The organism is Siphonobacter sp. BAB-5385 (assembly GCF_002261125.1).
Lineage (GTDB): Bacteria > Bacteroidota > Bacteroidia > Cytophagales > Spirosomataceae > Siphonobacter.
Genome location: NZ_NMPS01000120.1, coordinates 16785 through 33270, shown reverse-complemented (window position 1 = coordinate 33270; position 16486 = coordinate 16785). Strand labels below are relative to the sequence as shown.

General features: G+C 48.6%; 14 protein-coding genes. 10 read left to right on the top strand and 4 right to left on the bottom strand.

Going from position 1 to position 16486, the window contains the following annotated elements; genetic code table 11:
• Positions 1-163: 163 nt before the first annotated feature.
• From BWI93_RS12065 to BWI93_RS28730, 4 genes are all read right to left on the bottom strand, one after another.
• Positions 164-1495 (bottom strand): cytochrome c, encoded by a 1332-nt coding sequence (locus tag BWI93_RS12065; protein ID WP_217902259.1) that lies wholly within the window; start codon positions 1493-1495, stop codon positions 164-166.
• Between the two features lie 90 nt (positions 1496-1585).
• Positions 1586-3259, bottom strand: coding sequence for a SusD/RagB family nutrient-binding outer membrane lipoprotein (locus BWI93_RS12060; RefSeq protein WP_255157818.1), 1674 nt, complete (start codon positions 3257-3259; stop codon positions 1586-1588).
• Positions 3260-3327: 68 nt separating this feature from the next.
• Positions 3328-4791: a hypothetical protein gene (locus BWI93_RS28735; protein WP_255157817.1), complete on the bottom strand. Its 1464-nt coding sequence runs from the start codon at positions 4789-4791 to the stop codon at positions 3328-3330.
• Positions 4698-6614 carry a carboxypeptidase-like regulatory domain-containing protein gene (locus BWI93_RS28730; RefSeq protein WP_255157816.1) on the bottom strand — a complete coding sequence of 639 codons (1917 nt, stop codon included), beginning with the start codon at positions 6612-6614 and terminating at the stop codon, positions 4698-4700. Before BWI93_RS28730 ends, BWI93_RS28735 begins: the two co-directional genes overlap by 94 nt.
• 222 nt (positions 6615-6836) lie before the next feature.
• Between BWI93_RS28730 and BWI93_RS12050 the strand changes: the two genes are divergently transcribed.
• From BWI93_RS12050 to BWI93_RS12010, 10 genes are all read left to right on the top strand, one after another.
• Entirely contained in the window at positions 6837-8039 is a 1203-nt protein-coding gene (locus BWI93_RS12050; protein ID WP_094811599.1) for an ROK family transcriptional regulator, read from the top strand.
• A 2-nt stretch (positions 8040-8041) separates the two neighbouring features.
• Entirely contained in the window at positions 8042-8542 is a 501-nt protein-coding gene (locus BWI93_RS12045; RefSeq protein ID WP_094811597.1) for a thioredoxin-like domain-containing protein, read from the top strand.
• A gap of 635 nt (positions 8543-9177) precedes the next feature.
• Positions 9178-9792, top strand: coding sequence for a TetR/AcrR family transcriptional regulator (locus BWI93_RS12040; protein WP_255157815.1), 615 nt, complete (start codon positions 9178-9180; stop codon positions 9790-9792).
• A 76-nt stretch (positions 9793-9868) separates the two neighbouring features.
• Entirely contained in the window at positions 9869-10411 is a 543-nt protein-coding gene (locus tag BWI93_RS12035; RefSeq protein ID WP_094811593.1) for a YceI family protein, read from the top strand.
• 48 nt (positions 10412-10459) lie between these two features.
• The gene (locus BWI93_RS12030; protein WP_094811591.1) at positions 10460-11032 is read left to right on the top strand and encodes a YceI family protein; all 573 of its coding nucleotides are present in this window, start codon (positions 10460-10462) and stop codon (positions 11030-11032) included.
• A 138-nt stretch (positions 11033-11170) separates the two neighbouring features.
• Positions 11171-12511 (top strand): DEAD/DEAH box helicase, encoded by a 1341-nt coding sequence (locus BWI93_RS12025; RefSeq protein WP_094811589.1) that lies wholly within the window; start codon positions 11171-11173, stop codon positions 12509-12511.
• Positions 12512-12779: 268 nt separating this feature from the next.
• Entirely contained in the window at positions 12780-13154 is a 375-nt protein-coding gene (locus BWI93_RS29550) for a sigma factor (protein ID WP_369679145.1), read from the top strand.
• Entirely contained in the window at positions 13154-13393 is a 240-nt protein-coding gene (locus BWI93_RS29545) for a sigma-70 family RNA polymerase sigma factor (protein ID WP_369679144.1), read from the top strand. The genes BWI93_RS29550 and BWI93_RS29545 overlap by 1 nt, the downstream gene beginning before the upstream one ends.
• A gap of 28 nt (positions 13394-13421) precedes the next feature.
• Complete coding sequence (locus tag BWI93_RS12015) at positions 13422-14426, top strand: FecR domain-containing protein (protein ID WP_094811587.1); 1005 nt, start codon at positions 13422-13424, stop codon at positions 14424-14426.
• Positions 14427-14462: 36 nt separating this feature from the next.
• Positions 14463-16361, top strand: coding sequence for an STN and carboxypeptidase regulatory-like domain-containing protein (locus tag BWI93_RS12010; RefSeq protein WP_094811585.1), 1899 nt, complete (start codon positions 14463-14465; stop codon positions 16359-16361).
• Positions 16362-16486: the final 125 nt, after the last annotated feature.

Sequence of the window (16486 nt, the reverse complement as noted above, 5' to 3'; positions counted from 1 at the left end):
GTGAAGGGGAGGGTGGTTTAATGGTTGAAGAGTTTGAAGTTTAAAAGGTTTAATGTTGAAAGTTTGAATGGTTTGAATTGTTGGACGTGTAGTGATTCGTGCAATCGAGTTGTTGTCAAATTTTTAATGATCTTCCAGGGAACTGAATCCCCTGGAATACACATCAATCGAACCGAAGGCTTTCGTCGCCGGGCTCATAGGTGATGTACACCAGAATGAGCGTCATCATTTCCTGATCACTTCGCATGTTTCCATCGGAGGTAATCAGTTTGGCGGGTTTAAAAGGATTCATCGGGTTTTCATCCGTATTATCGTATTTTCCGATTACATGAACCGTTGACCCAGTCGGAACAATAACCGGCTTTTTGTAGCGATAGAGTTCCTGCCAGCGAAAGTCCCACTGCGGAATGTGTACCAATGGGAGGGTATCGCCTTCGGTTCTGGTGGCATAGGCTGTAAATTCTTTACCGATCTGGTGCATGTGGGGCCAGGCGTACAGCAGCGTGATGGGCTTGTTGCGGTACGCGACTTTCAGACTACAGGTTTTTACATCGCCCCCAAAGAGGAAAAGGGGAGGTGTAATCTCCTTCTCACCAATTCCCCCCGAGCCCAGACTAATCACATTAACAGTACGGCGAATCGGTTCCTTTTTGAAAAAGAAATTCACGCCACTGATCGTCTCTTCATCCTTACCCGTCGGAGCGAAGTGAACGGTTAGCAAAACGACGCCACGCTTGGGCATGACCCAGCCCATCCCTTTCGGATAGCTTTCGGGAGAGGCTCCGGGAATCCAGCCGCCGTAATAGGTCATTTTCTTTTTGTAGGGCATCCATTCCTGGTACCGCCAGGAATCGGCTGAATTTAAATCGACCTGATCAATGCTTTGGGTCAGGCTAATGGCGGGGTCTTCTACCGGATGAATGGCGAAGTTGGCGTGGTGAATGACTTTCTTGTTGGAAGAAGTAAATTCCAGAGCTTCCACATTCATTGCTTCTGCCAGTTCAAAGGGAATTTTGAAGACCATGAACCGCTCTACACCGTCGCCTTTTTGCACAAAAGGTTTGGGCATCGAGAGCGTCAGGTCGGGAACGCGGTGATACGCTGTTCCGGCCTGCGTTCGTTTTTGAAGGGCCGTTTCCGCTTCCGTGTTCACTTTGCCCTTGGGCATGTCATTGTCAATCCAGTCGGTAATCGTTTTAATCTGTTCGGCCGTCAGACTACGTTTATTGGCAAAATCCACGTAGTGATCATCCGCCCGCCAGGGGGGCATATAACCTGAGTTGATGACTTTCCGGATGAATTTGGAACGTTTGCTGACGTCTTCATACGAAATCAGCGAGAAAGGAGCCGCCTCGCCGGGACGATGGCAGACGGCACAGTTAGTGTGAATGAGGGGTTGTACGTCGCGGTAAAAAGTAGCTTTTTGAGCGAAACCCGCCCGCGTTCCGAGCAAGGTCCAGGCTACCATCAAACCGCATAACAGGTAAGCTTTCATACGTAAGGGTAAAAAAACAACCCACCGAACCGATCGGTGGGTTGGGTTCCTAAATTAACAATAATCAGGAAAGTATACAAATCGAATTGCTTACGGACGATCCCACCAAACGCGGCCCGTAGCATCCTGAGGGTCTGTACCAAAACCCGGAAGTTTCGCCATTTCATCGTAAGCAGCCTTACGATTCGTATAGTTAGGTTCGGTAGGGGCGGGGATACCCAGCGGTGCCCGGCGAGGTACCGTTAGTGTCGCTCCGTTGGAGACCAGATTAGGCAGAGCCAGGGTTGAACTGGCATTCGGGAAACCCGTACGCTTCCAGGTAGCCCAACCTTCCGTAGGCTGACGCAGGAAGTGAATGTATTCCTGGCTGGCAATCAAGTCCAACGCTTTGGCTGCGTTGAATGCGACCTTCGGATGAGCCAGATAGGCTGCTTTCTCCGCTTCCGTCATGGGCGTATATTCGGGAAGTACGGCGTCTTTTGCCAAGATATCGTACCAGTCTAACGAAGAGGTAACCCCAGCTTCGTACCAGTTTTTAGCGTTCTCCGTGGTAATGCCCTGAGCGGAGAGTTCTGCCCGCATAAAGCAGAAATCAGCGTAGGTAATTACGGGGAAGTAGTTACGACCGGTACCTACTGTACCATTGACCGAATACGCAGCCTGGAATAAACGTGGCTGAATGTACGAAAGCGTGTCAATGGAAGTACGGTTGCCATTCGTTACCAGGATACGAGGCGTATAAAAACGCTGCACATTCTGCTGATTCACTGACTGATCAGGGCTCGTAAATCCACCCACATACCGGCGGGCAGGTTCTTTGGTACCCACTGGTAATTGTCTGGGGTTAGCCGCAATCAGCAAATCAATGTTTGCCTGTGAATAGTTATTTTTGGTGAAAAACGCGTCGATCCGTGGATCCTGCGTATCCCACATGAAATCAACCAGAGGCTTGGACGCCCGAAGTCCTGCGGGACTCCAGTTACCACCATTGTTGAAGGCAGCGGGAGCCACAAATACCCAGCCATCCGCATTGCTACTCATCAGATCGTCAGCGGGAGAAGCCAGAACTTCCTGAACAATGCTTCGCATTTTCGTGGCATCGACCTTCGCCATCCGCATGGCAATTTTTAGGCGGAGGGCATTAGCCCCCTTCACCCATTTCTTTGCATCGCCCCCAAAATACTGATCCAGGTTACCCACCGTAATCTGCGGAGCTGAAGGAGTAGTCTTAAGCACAGTAATAGCTTCTTTTAACTCCTGATCCAGGGTAGCAAACAGAGCTTGCTGGGTGTCGTACTTAGGAGTTAACGTTCCGCCATAACGAGCCTGGAAAGCCTCCGTATAGGGGATGCTACCGTAAATGTCGCTTACGTAAAATGCGTAATAGGCTTTAACGATCCGACCCATACGAATGATGTGTACGTAACGAAGCTGCTCCTCCGCTGGTAGCTTTTCAATCAGCTTCTCCATGTCAACAACTGCGTTACCTACGCCCGTATACAGACCACCGTAACGGTTTGCAAAGTTGTCATACACTTGCGTGAAGTTCTGACCATTACCCGTCAAACCCGTTGAATATTGCATCCAGGGCATGATCCGCTGGTAATTATCATAAAAGGCCTCGAAGTCCCGATCGTGCACATTGATGATGGCATTCAGCAACTGGTTAGCCGGCGGAACCTCCGTCAAAGCGTCGGGATCCGTGTTGATGTCAACGAAAGCCTGGTCCTTGCAACCCGTCATCAACAACGTAGTTGCGAGCATTAAGCCGGAGAGGTATTTTTTATAGGGTGTAATCATGTTCGTTATGTCAAAATAATCAAGGTATTGAATTATAATCCTACGTTTACGGATACCCCGATATTACGGCTGAAAGGAAGTCCGCCGTATTCGGCAAATTCCCCCGCCCGGTTACTCAGCAGGCCCTGTGGATTAATACCATCTTTTGCGGTGCGGTAGAGATAACCCAGGTTACGACCTACGATACTTACCCGAAGCGATTGTACTTTAATACGATTCAGCAAGGTAGACGGAACGTCATAGCCAATGGATGCCTCCCGTACGGCTACCCAGGAATTTTCAAATACCGAATACTCCCGAATGCCTGAACCCCAGTTAGAAAGGTTGTCATAGTAAGCGTACGCCGGGATGGGTTTCAGATACCCTTTGTCAACGGCTTCCTGATACGTCATGCCGCCCAGATCCACCTGTACGCCATCCACATTGGCTTTAACTCCAGCCGCCAGAACGCCATCGGGAATGATACCATCGTTCCGCTGAACACCCTGATTATCGGTGAAAGCGATTCCTCCGTGTTCTGCATCACGGCCGGACAAGCTATTTTTAAAGCTACCGAAGGCTGAACCGTAGGCATGGGTAGAGGAAGCCATTACGCCGCCAATTTTAGAATCCAACTGGAACGTGGCCGAGAAATTCTTGTAACGAAGGGTGTTGACGTTGCTTAAGAGGAAGTTCTCCATCATCGTGCCTAACTCTTTTGATCCCTGACCGGCAGCACCACTACGTAAATACGTAAGATAACCTCCGTTCGTACCACTCGCAGCACCAATCAGCTTGCGTCCCTGAGGGTCACGAGCGTAAGCGTAGGTAGAAACAATCGTTCCGTAATCACCACCCGCTTTGGCCACTGACCGTACGTCAGCACCAAAAGCCAGACTTAACTCGTAGGTGTCAATGCCATCGGCCAGTTCAAGAATCTTGTTCCGGTTTCTACTAAAGTTAAAGGAAGTAGTCCACTGGAAATCTTTGTTTTTAATCGGTGTACCACTCAGAATAAACTCAACCCCACGGTTCAGAATTCGACCGCCGTTGATGGTCCGGGAGGTAGTGCCCGATTCCTGAGCAACGGGCAGGCGGAACATTTCGTTCGTCGTCAGTTTATTATACACCGCTACGTCCAAAGTCAGACGATTATCGAAAAAGCGTACGTCCGCCCCTAATTCCCATTCACGAGCCCGACGGCTTCTGATATTCGGGTTTGCTAAGATGTTATCCCGAAATCCGTAGCGTTGAATCTGGCCGTTAATCGAATTGAAAATACTTCCAGCGGAGTAGAAACCATCCCGGTTAAGCGTCCAGGGATCAATGTCACTACCGGTGAAACCGTAGCTGGCCCGTAATTTACCGAACGAAAGCGTATTCGCTAAGTTTTTGAAGGTTTGGGTAAAGTCCCAGGCTACACCTAAGGAAGGATAGAAATAATCTTTTCTACCGGCTCCATTGGCATATTTAAGCGTAGAAGAGAACTCCTGACGAGCTGTGAAGTTGACGAACAACTGATCTTTAAGCTAACGTCACCGTACGCATACATAGCATCTTTACGGCTGGATGGATTCAGAACCCCTGAACCTATTAACGTACTAACCGAGTTCGACAAGGCAAACACACCCGGTAAACGTAAACCACCATTCGTAGTCACGCGATAATCCCGGCCTCCCAGCACGCGGTTGGTTTCCCCCCCGGCTGATAAGTTCAAATGCACAGAAGAGCTAAGATCACGATTTAAGGTAAGTACCCCCTGAATACGAGACTGGTTATTGGATAAAGAAAATTCAGAGTATTCACCGTTGAAGCCCTGCATATCCCCCTCAAACTTGTTTTCCGTATTGTATTGCTCATTCTGAAGGTTCGCCCGTAACAGACCCGTCAGCCAGGGCGTAAAATTCATGTTTACATCAATGTTACCACGGAAAACTCGCTCATTACGCGTTGTATTGTAATGGAACGTTTGCCACAGGAACGGAGAAATATTGTACGGATCAGCCGTGTTTACTTTCCGTCCACCCGTTGGTGATTCGTAGTTATTTACCCAGTAATCAATGTCAAAGCTACGCGGACGACCGTATACGAAGCGGAATACGGGGTTGAATGTACCGCCCTGACGGATCGGGTTTAAGTTGTCGTTAATGGTATAATCTGCCGAAACGTCCAGATTAAACACTTTACCCAATTTTTGAGTAGCCCGAACGTTAAAGTTGTTACGCTTCATTTCGGCTCCACCGGGCATGATGGTCGTGTTGTACAGGTTAGAGTAGGATACCCGGAAAGATCCACGGTCATTCGCACCTTCTACGGACAGGTTATTATTGATGAATTTACCCGTCTGGAAAAAGTCAAGCGGATTGTTCGCTACCCAGGGTACCATACGGCCATCCAGGTCACGTACCATGCGTCCATCCAGTTTAGGGCCAAAGGAATACGGCCAGCTGCTAGTGTTGTTTACAACCTGATCTACCCCATCCGCTCCCTTGGCAAAATTGGGAGAAATACCAGCACCGTATTCGTTCTGAACGTCTACGAAACGGTAAGCCGTTTCCAGCGAAGTGGTATGATTAAAGTTCACCCCAAGACCTTTTTGCTGACGTCCTTGTTTGGTTGTGATTAATACTACACCATTCAGGGCTTCAGAACCGTACAAGGCACTGGCCGCCGCACCCTTCAGTACCGACATGGACTCTACGTTGTCAGCATTGAAGTTTTTCATGATGTTACCAAAATCCTGAGCGGCACCCCAGGAATCAGCACCCGTAGTACCCGGACGAACCAGCACCCCGTCAATAACGAACAAAGGTTGGGTGTTCGAGTTCAGCGAAGCGTTACCCCGAATCCGGATCCGGGAAGAGGACATGGGTCCGCCGGAACCCTGATCGATTTGTACCCCGGCTATTTTACCCTGCAAAGCGTTCACTAGGTTAGCTGAGTTGGCCCGTTGTAAATCAAGGCCTTTAGCTTCCTGAGCAGCGTAGGAAAGTTTACGAGCTTCCTGCTTGATGCCGAAGCCGGTTACGATGACCTCTGTCAATGCTTTCGCATCTTCCTGCAACGTAATCGTGATTGCCGTCTGGTTAGCTACAGCAATTTCCTGACGCAGATAACCAATGGCTGAAACCACCAGCGTAGGATTGGCCTGAGTCACGTTCAAACGGAATTTTCCTTCTGAATCGCTGGTCGTACCCGTGTTAGTCCCTTTGACTACCACCGATGCACCCGGAACGGCTGCACCTTTTTCGTCCTGGACAGTGCCGGACAGGCTTCCTGTCTGAGCCCAAGCCGCCAGGCTCGTAGTAAACAGGAAAATGAGGAGTAGTAATTGTTTCATGAACAATGGTTAAAAAATGAATGAAACGTAATTCTGTCCTATGCCATAGAATCTATGGCAATTGGTCTTGCAATGATAATAGATGAAAAGCATTTTAGTACTTTACTTAAATAAATAATTTAAAAACTTTTTGTAATAAAAAAACAAAAAATATAACTAATTAAATATAGTGAGTTTTTTTACATAAATGGTCTATACTTAAGTAATTAAGTGCTGTCAACCATGTTTGAAGAAGAAGTAGAGGAGTCCTCTGTTGTAGTCTACAAAAAGAAGCAACGGCTTCAGCAAGCCCTTTGGTTAGTGTACCAGCAAGGGGTTTGTACGCTCTCACAATTAGCCAAAGGTGTCCATACCAGTGTCCCATCCGTTACTGAGTTAGTAGAGCAGTTAGTCCAGGAAAACTGGATTCAAACCGTGGGAACTGTAACGGGTAACAATGGCCGCAGACCTACGGCGTATAGTCTGAACCCCGACTTTCATCGGGTGGTAGTACTTGACATCAATACGCATGGACTTAGTCTGCTGGTTATTGATACCAGACACGAAGTAGTATTCAAACATGAGGCTCCTGTTCCGCTCGAAAATTCTGAAAGCTATTTAGAGACGCTGAAGTCTTTCGTGATGGAAACATTTGCCATTATTCCTTTTCCGGAAGGAACGGTAATGGCTATTGGTATTGCCATGCCGGGACTTATTGATGAACAAACGGGCAAGAATTTAACCTATCCCAAGCTAAACATCACAGGAGTATCCTTTAAAGAATGGATTAAGCATCAGTTTTCACTTCCGGTCTTCCTCATCAATGATACGAAAGCTACGGTTCTAGGCGAAAGTCGTTTCGGAAGAGGGCAGGGGAGTAAACACATGTTCTCGCTGAATATCGACTGGGGGGTAGGTCTGGGAATCGTTCTGAACGGAGAAGTATTTCGGGGAGCTTCGGGTTTTGCTGGAGAACTGGGCCATATTCAGGTAGAAGCAGAAGGCCAACGTTGCTACTGCGGCAAAATCGGTTGTTTGGATACAATTACCTCGGCCCCTGCGGTCGTACGTCGAATTCAAAAATTAATGAAGCAGAATGAATCGTATACCGAGCAGGAGGTAGCGGCGTTGACGATTGATCGCGTACTGGAACTGGCCCGCAGCAAAGACCCGCTGGTAAGCCAGGTGATATACGATACGGGATTTCAATTGGGCAAAGGGTTGGCGACTGCCATTACCATTCTCAATCCTGAAATAATTATCATTGACGGAATTCTTGCTCAGGCCGGTGCGTTAATCACAAAGCCTATTGAGGAAGCCATTGAAATGTATTGTATGCGAGCTTTTCTGGATAAGATCCGGGTTGAAGTAACTACGCTTGACGGCAATGCCAAATGGATGGGTACGCATGCTTACGTCATGGAAAATATTTTAAATCTTTTGTAGTCATGTACGTCTGGGTACTTCATTTTTTTCTGCTAGTGCTGGGGCCTGTCAAGGCCCAGCCGTCTGCTGGTAAGTTACGGGTGCTGCTGTTTACCGATACGGAATGCCCGATTTGTCAGAAAATAACGCCAAGGGTTCAGAAATTAGCCGAAGAATACAAAACAGACGTTTCTTTCGAACTAGTGTATCCAACGGCTCAGCTTAAGGAATCTGAGGTAAGGCACTTCCAAAGCGAATACAACCTGACTTTACCATATCGATTAGATCCCAGGCATCAGTTAGTGCATCGGTATAAAGTAACGACTACGCCGGAGGTCGTCCTGCTTTCGGCCAATAATCAGGTATTATATCAGGGAAGCATCGACGATCAGTTTTACAAACTGGGTTCGTATCGCACGGCTCCGCAACGACATTATCTTAAAGAAGCGTTGGTAGCCAGTTTGCAGGGTAAGTCGGTACCACTCGCGTATACAAAAGCGGTAGGGTGTTTAATTAATGATTAGCGTATAATTTATAGAGCACTAGATTGGATAATTAAAAAGCTAGTAGTTGTGTTATATAACTTAAGTTATGTTAAATAGTAATTCCAATAATAGTTCAACTACAAAGTATGTACTTTACTCCTATCCCATTCACGCTTTGAGCCAATCTGTTTTTTTGCCTGTTATGTTGCTGGAGTAGACCTCAGGTGAGTCCATAGTCTGCGGGATCTCTCAGGTAGTTAGTTATCAAACTTCATTCATTAGGTTGATAGGCAAGAGCGGCATTGAAAAGAAGCCTAAGAAAGAGCCATGGGTTTGACCCATTCCGTAGCGTAAGATTTCAATCCTACACTTTTTTAGTCCCCAGCGGTAAGCAAGCCTTCGTTATAATAACACTCATCATAGCTTTTTATAAATTCTGGAATAGCTACAGATGATGGTAGAAGTAATAAACAATTTATTATACGTAATAAGCAAATGAATAGTAGAAGCTTTAAAATGTACTACAACATATAAAAGGCAAATTGTCTAAATAATTATTATAACGTTTATAAAACGTTATAATAATTATAAGTAGTTTATCCATTTTTGCCTGCCTTGCACAGCTATATTTATAGAACTTAATACACCTGTATTCAGTTAACGGTGTTAGAAGATTGATCAGAAAGTCATTGGGCATTGTTGAACGGAAAATACGGCAGAAACAGGAAGTCAGGAATAGCATCTTGCTAGCGGCCTGGCAACTGGTGGAACGGGAAGGTTGGCAGGCTCTCTCGATCCGCAAAATTGCGGATGCCATTGAGTATAGTATTCCGGTCATTTACCAGCACTTTGATAACAAAGAAGCGATTCTTCTGGAATTCATCAAACAAGGTTTTGGGCTACTGACCCAGGAATTGCAGGCCGCTCGAACCGTTTCTCCCCTACCCTCGCAGCAGCTCATGGATATGGCCCGGGCGTATTCGAAGTTTGCTTTCAAGCACAAGCATTACTATCAGCTTATGTACGGAATGGGTATGCCCGCCTGTGAAACCGTCAATCAGGTTGAAGAAATGCAGGCTTTTAGTCAGGTCTTGCTTCAGGTTATTGGCGAAGCCATTGCCCAGAGCCAGCATCCGGCAACGAATGACTTCCTGAAATTTCATACTTACTGGTCGATCTTACACGGATTAGTAAGCATTCAAATGATTGAATCACAGCAAGGCCCCAATGGCTGGCACGATCAGGTACTGGAAGATGCAATAAACGGATTTATCCAATCGCTGAATTAATTTTTTTGTTTTTTAGTTAACAGTGTTAGTTTTTATATCATAGTAACTTTTTTATCCATTTTTTAACTTTCTTTCTATGTCAACGCTTACGAAATGGGCTGTAGACCCCCTGCACTCCGAAGTTCAGTTTAAAGTAAAGCACCTGGTGATTTCTACGGTAACGGGTTCATTTAACAACTTTACCGGCGGAGCTACTACCAATGATGACTTCAGCGATTTTTCGGGAGCTGAAATTCACTTCTCACTCGACGTGAACAGCATCGATACCAATCAGGCCCAACGCGACGAGCACCTGAAATCGGCTGAATTTTTCGACGCTGAAACCTATCCCCACATTTCTTTCCTATCTACGTCTTTCCAGAAAGTTAAAGGCGATGTTTATAAACTGACGGGTAACCTGACGATGAAAGGCATTACCAAACCCGTGGAAGTAACCGCTGAATACGGTGGATCTGCGAAGGACGCGTACGGAAATACCAAGATTGGTTTTGAAGTAACCGGCGTGGTGAATCGGAAAGAATTTGGCCTGACTTACAACGCATTAACCGAAACGGGAGGTCTGGCTTTAGGGGAAGACATCAAATTGATTGCGAACATTCAATTGGCTCCGCAGGCTTAATTCAGATTTTTTATACCTTTGGCCCACGCACTAACGTAAACCAATACAATGAAAAAACTAGCTTTATCGCTGCTGTTCACGGCTTTCTCACTTGCCAGTATGGCTCAGTCTACCTGGAAGGTGGACAAGAATCACGCTCAGCTGAAATTTGACGTAACCCACACGGGCATTTCAACCGTATCCGGAGCGTTTACGGATTTTGATGCTACCGTTACAGCCACGAAAGAGGATTTTAGCGATGCCACGTTTGAGTTCACGGGCCAGACGGCTTCCATCAATACCGGTGTAGAAAAACGCGACGCTCACCTGAAATCCCCGGATTTCTTCGACGCTGCCCAGTACCCGACCCTGACTTTCAAAAGCACCTCACTTAAAAAAGACGGGGCAGACAAATACAAACTGATGGGTAATCTGACGCTTCATGGCGTTACTAAACCCGTAACGCTGGATTTGTGGTACCGCGGAACGATTACGAATCCGAACAACAAGAAACAGGCGGCTGGCTTCCGGGCTACGGGCACGATCAAGCGTAGTGATTTTGGTATTGGATCGAAATTTCCCGCTAACATGCTTAGCGAAGAAGTCATGATTACCGCAGACGGAGAATTTGGCAAACAATAAGCAATTCTCTTTCAACTCCAGGAAACCCGGCTTTATGAGTCGGGTTTCTTGCGTTTAACCGGGAGGCTACTGCCCAGCTTTTCGTACTTTTGTACCTTCATCCGCAGCGAAAGACCTGCCAACAAACGTAAACAAGCCATGACATTCGAAGAATTAAACCTGCACAAACCGCTTTTAAATGCACTGGAAGACCTGGGCTATACTACCCCCACGCCCATCCAGGAGAAGGTTTTTTCAGTCGTGATGTCGGGAAAAGACGTTTGCGGGCTGGCACAAACGGGTACGGGGAAAACATTCGCCTACCTCCTCCCCTTACTTCGACTGTATCAATTCTCGAAAGACCGGCTGCCCCAGCTTCTTATTCTGGTTCCCACCCGCGAGCTGGTAGTGCAGGTCGTAGAAGCGGTCGAGCAGCTAAGCAAATATCAAACCCTTGCGGTACTGGGTGTGTACGGGGGCGTGAACTTGAAAACACACGTGGCCGAACTAAAGAAGGAAGTGGATGTACTGGTAGCAACGCCCGGCCGCCTGATCGATTTAATTTCAACGGGTACGCTCAAAACCAAAACGATCAAGCGACTGGTGATTGACGAAGTGGACGAAATGATGAATCTGGGCTTCCGCTCGCAGCTAACGACCATCCTCGATTCACTCCCTGCCAAACGCCAGAACCTGTTATTCTCCGCCACCATGACGGAAGAGGTAGACACGTTGATTCAGACGCACTTTACCAGTCCCGTTTTCGTGGAATCTTCGCCCGTTGGTACGCCGCTGGACAATATCGAACAGTCTGCTTATTCAGTCCCTAACTTTCTAACGAAAGTAAACCTGCTGGAATACCTGCTCCAACACGATGAAAGTTTGCGGAAAGTACTCGTGTTTATCGCGACCAAAACGCTGGCTGACCGTCTGTTTGAACAACTCGACGAGCAATTTCCCGAACAGGTCGGCGTCATTCACTCCAACAAAGCCCAGAATTATCGTTTTAATACCGTACAGGCCTTCAAAGACGGTCAGTTACGCATCCTGATTGCTACCGATCTGATTGCCCGTGGCCTTGATATTTCGGAAGTATCCCACGTCATCAACCTCGACGTACCTGAAATTCCGGAAACGTATATCCACCGCATTGGCCGTACGGGCCGGGCGGATCAAAAAGGCGTTGCTTTGACTTTTGTCACCCCCGCAGAAACGGAATACCGGCAGGCCATTGAAAACCTGATGGGGGTTCCCATTCCCGAACGTCCCCTGCCCGAGGACCTCGTCATTACGCAGGATCTTATTTCGGAAGAAATTCCCAAAGTCGTACACAAGATCATACCGGTCAAATTACCTCCTCAGGAAACGGTTGGACCCGCTTTTCACGAAAAAAGTGCGAAAAACCAAAAGGTGAACGTGCGGCGTAATCACGCCGAGGAGATGATGAAAAAATACGGTAAACCCATTAAGAAAACCCGTAAAAACAATAAACCACGGTAAGAGGCAGGGTGCAATTCAGTACCCGACCTCTACCGCCGAAACCCGGATATACGCAGTTCATTCGTATCAAGCGTTTGCCAGTTGTTTTCTTCCCGTACCTTTCAAAGGGGATGATGCCGTCTGGCGGACCGGGTGCAACCGTTTTCGCAAGAGAATCATCCTGGTCTCAATTCCGGTTTTACCTACGCGGGGACTTCATTCCTGTTTTTTTTCTTCGATCCGTAGGGTACAACCGTTTTCAGTTGTCATAACTCCGAAAGGCCCAGTAATGAATGGTAGGTCTAATCCGTTTACAAAACCAGAAGATCGTTCCTTAACCGATCAGGACATCCTGCGATCCATTCAGCAGGGCGATGAACGTACCTATGAAACGCTCTTCCGGCATTATTACGCTTCGCTGTGTCAGTACGGGTTTTCCTTTCTCAAAGATTGGGAAGACGCGGAAGAAATCGTGCAAAGCGTGTTTGTAACGATCTGGGAAAAACGGCAGTCGCTAACGATTGAAACCTCCCTGAAATCGTATCTGTATCGGGCGGTACACAATCGTTGCCTGAATCGCATTAAACATCTGCCATTCAGGCGGAATACCAGCAGTACAAGTTTGCCGAAGCCAACGCCTCGGAAGCTCCGGCCCAGGCGTTGATGGCTTCCGAACTGTCCGAACGCCTGCAGGCGGCCATCGAACGGCTTCCCGACCAATGTCGGCTCATTTTTACGATGAACCGCTTTGAAGAACTGAAGTACCAGGAAATTGCCGATCGGCTGGGTTTATCCGTAAAAACGGTTGAAAATCAGATTGGTAAGGCGTTACGGATCTTACGCGTCGAGCTGGCCGAATACCTGCCTTTGTTTATCCTGTTAGGCATTCATGCATATGATTAACTTGTACTCTAAAACACGGGCTTAAGCCATGGATAGCGATTCTCACGAACACATTGAGGATGGGCTCATTGGCAAATACCTGGCGGGCGAAACCAATGAGGAAGAGACCCAGCGGGTTCGGCAATGGCTCAGCGAACCCGATGCCGAACGGGAAATGCAGCGTTTCGAAAAAATCTGGGAAACGAGCCGAACCCTCCAAACCCGCCCGCCCGTCGATGCGGATGCGGCCTGGGAAAAATTACGAAACCGAATTCAGGAACCCGCCCCGGTAGCCGATACCCCCATACGTCGCTTCAACTCCTGGCGTACTTCCATTGCGGCGGCCGTGGTACTGCTGGTGGGCCTGGGCTGGTTATTCTGGACGCTCCAGCGAAATGCTTCCGTACCCCAACTGGCTTTTACGGCTACGGATCATTCTACGGTACATGAATTGCCGGATGGCAGCAAAGTATGGCTGAATCGTAACAGTAAGCTCGAGTACCCCGAAACCTTTGCCGACGATTCCCGCTCGGTGGTATTGACGGGAGAAGCCTTTTTCGATATTACGCCCAATAAAGAGAAACCGTTCCGTATTCAGGCCAGTCAGACAACCGTGCAGGTGGTAGGTACCTCGTTTAGCGTTCGGGCCTATGATCCGAATGTACGGGTAGCCGTGCGAACGGGAAAAGTTGTATTCAAAGCCCACAATGCGGAAGTAACGCTCGTCAAAGATCAACAGGCCACGTTTGACGCCCAGGCGGCTACGATGCAAAAAACCGAACGCCTCGAACCCAATGTGTTTACCTATCAAACGGGTAAAGCCGTTTTTGATAACGCTACGCTCCGCGATGTGGTACAGATGATCAACGAGGTGTATCAGACTAACGTACAGATTGGAAACGAGTCCCTTCGGAACTGCCCCACCACGATCGCGTTTGATCGAACCAAAGATACGCTGGAAAATCTTCTTCAGGCCATCGCCGACTCACACGGACTGACCATTCGTCGCCAGGGTACGGAGTTCATTTTTGAAGGTACAGGTTGCTCGCCTTAAGCAGCCCGGCCTTCGCCTTCCTTCAATCTTCTGAAAATGATTCGCCTGCTTTTTGTCCTGCTAGTCGCCTGGGGCTGTACGCCGGCCTGGGGGGAAGTACCCCCGCTGGAGCGGCTCGTTTCCCTGGATGTTCACAACGAACGCCTCCCCCGGGTGCTCCAGGTGCTTAGTCAGCGGGGAAATTTCAACTTTTCGTATCACTCTGCCCTTATCTCCGAAAACCGATTGGTGACGCTGCGGGCTACGAACGTCAGTGTACGCGAAGCTCTTAATCAGCTGTTCAAAGGCACCCTTCAGTACCATTCCCGGGGTAATCACATCGTCCTGCGGACCAGTCCGGAACCGGATGCCGAGGAAATGCCCAAACATTTTTACCTCGAAGGATACATCACCGACGAACACACGGGCCACAAAATCGCCCAGGTTTCCGTCTACGAAAAAACGACCTTCACCGCCGCACTTACCGACGCCTACGGCTTTTACCGGATCAAGCTACCCACTAGTCTTCCGCAGCTTTTACTCGAAGTCCGGAAACAGCATTACGTGGGGGAAACGATCCGGGTACGTTCCCGGCAAAGTCATACCCTGAACATACGTCTGGCTCCGTTCGTCATCACCCGTACGCTGCCGCCTTTACCCATCCGACAGTCAACCGACACCAGTACCCGACGAACCGTTGCTACGCCACAGGTGGTACGGCTTACTTCACCGGATTCCGTACCGAAATCCCGTATATCGCTTTGGAAACGCAGTAAAAACAGATTTACCGACTGGCTGATGTCCACGAAATCCGCCATTCATGATAGTAACCTATCCGGCGACACGCTGTACCGTCAGACTCAGGTTTCGGTACTTCCTTTTGTGGGAAGCAATGCAACGCTGAGTGCCCGGGCCATCAATGATTTGTCGTATAACGTGCTGCTGGGCTATTCGCTGGGCGTGAATGAAGTAGAAATTGGGGGTTTAGGCAACGTAGTACGCGGCAATGTCCACGGTGTGCAGGTAGCAGGTATGGCGAACCTGGTAGGGGAACGGGTGGAAGGTACGCAACTAGCCGGTATGGGCAACATCATCCGCCGCGATATGCGGGGTTTCCAGGGTGCGGGAATCGGAAACATCATAGGGGGCGATCTCTCAGGCGTACAACTAGCCGGAGTTGGAAACTTACTGATCGGTAGCCTGCATCACGGCGTACAATTCAGTGGCGTAGCAAACCTGATTGGGGGCGAAAGTCTGGGTACGCAGGTCGCGGGGGTGGGTAACATTCGGATAGGTCCGGCAACGGGTGTCCAATTGGCGGGTGTTCTGAATATTGCGGCCAGCGACCTGAACGGATGGCAACTCAGTAGTACATTGAATTACAGTCGACACATCACGGGTGGTCATCAGATTGGCTTGCTGAATATGGCCGGATACGCCGAAAAGGCCCCGTATGGCCTCTTCAGTTACGTACATCGAAACGGGTATCGGCGACTGGAAATTTCCATCAATGAAGCCAGTCGGGCCAATCTGACGTTTAAAACGGGCCATCGGGGCTTCTACAATATCCTAACCATAGGTTCCAATCTCGACGCGGAACCGCGACCCGCCTGGAGCTTTGGTTACGGCTTCGGAACAGCCGTTGATTTGAAAAAGGGTTGGATGCTCAACGTTGATTATACCACGAACTTCCGCCTGCCCGCCCAGTGGCAAAACTTTGAAGAAGGCCGCTTCCTGGGCCGATTTGAGCTGGCTGTCGAAAAGAAAATCAGCCGCGGGCTGGCCTTGGCCGTAGGACCAACGTTCAACCTGTCTTCGTTTGATGCGGACAGTCGGCATGAAATCCGGCCCACGTATAGCCTACCCGCGTTTTCGGCGTATACCCTTTTCCCGGATTTCTCCGTACAGGGATGGGTAGGATTCCACGTCGGTCTACGCATTTGCAACCGGAAGTAACGTTGCTTTCCATACGTTACTTCCGGTCAGCAGCTCAAGAGGGCCAAAAAGGATGGCAAACGCCTGCCGGATACTCTTGCTACGTCGGACATCCTTCCAGAGATCGACCTATTCGTGACCGTACT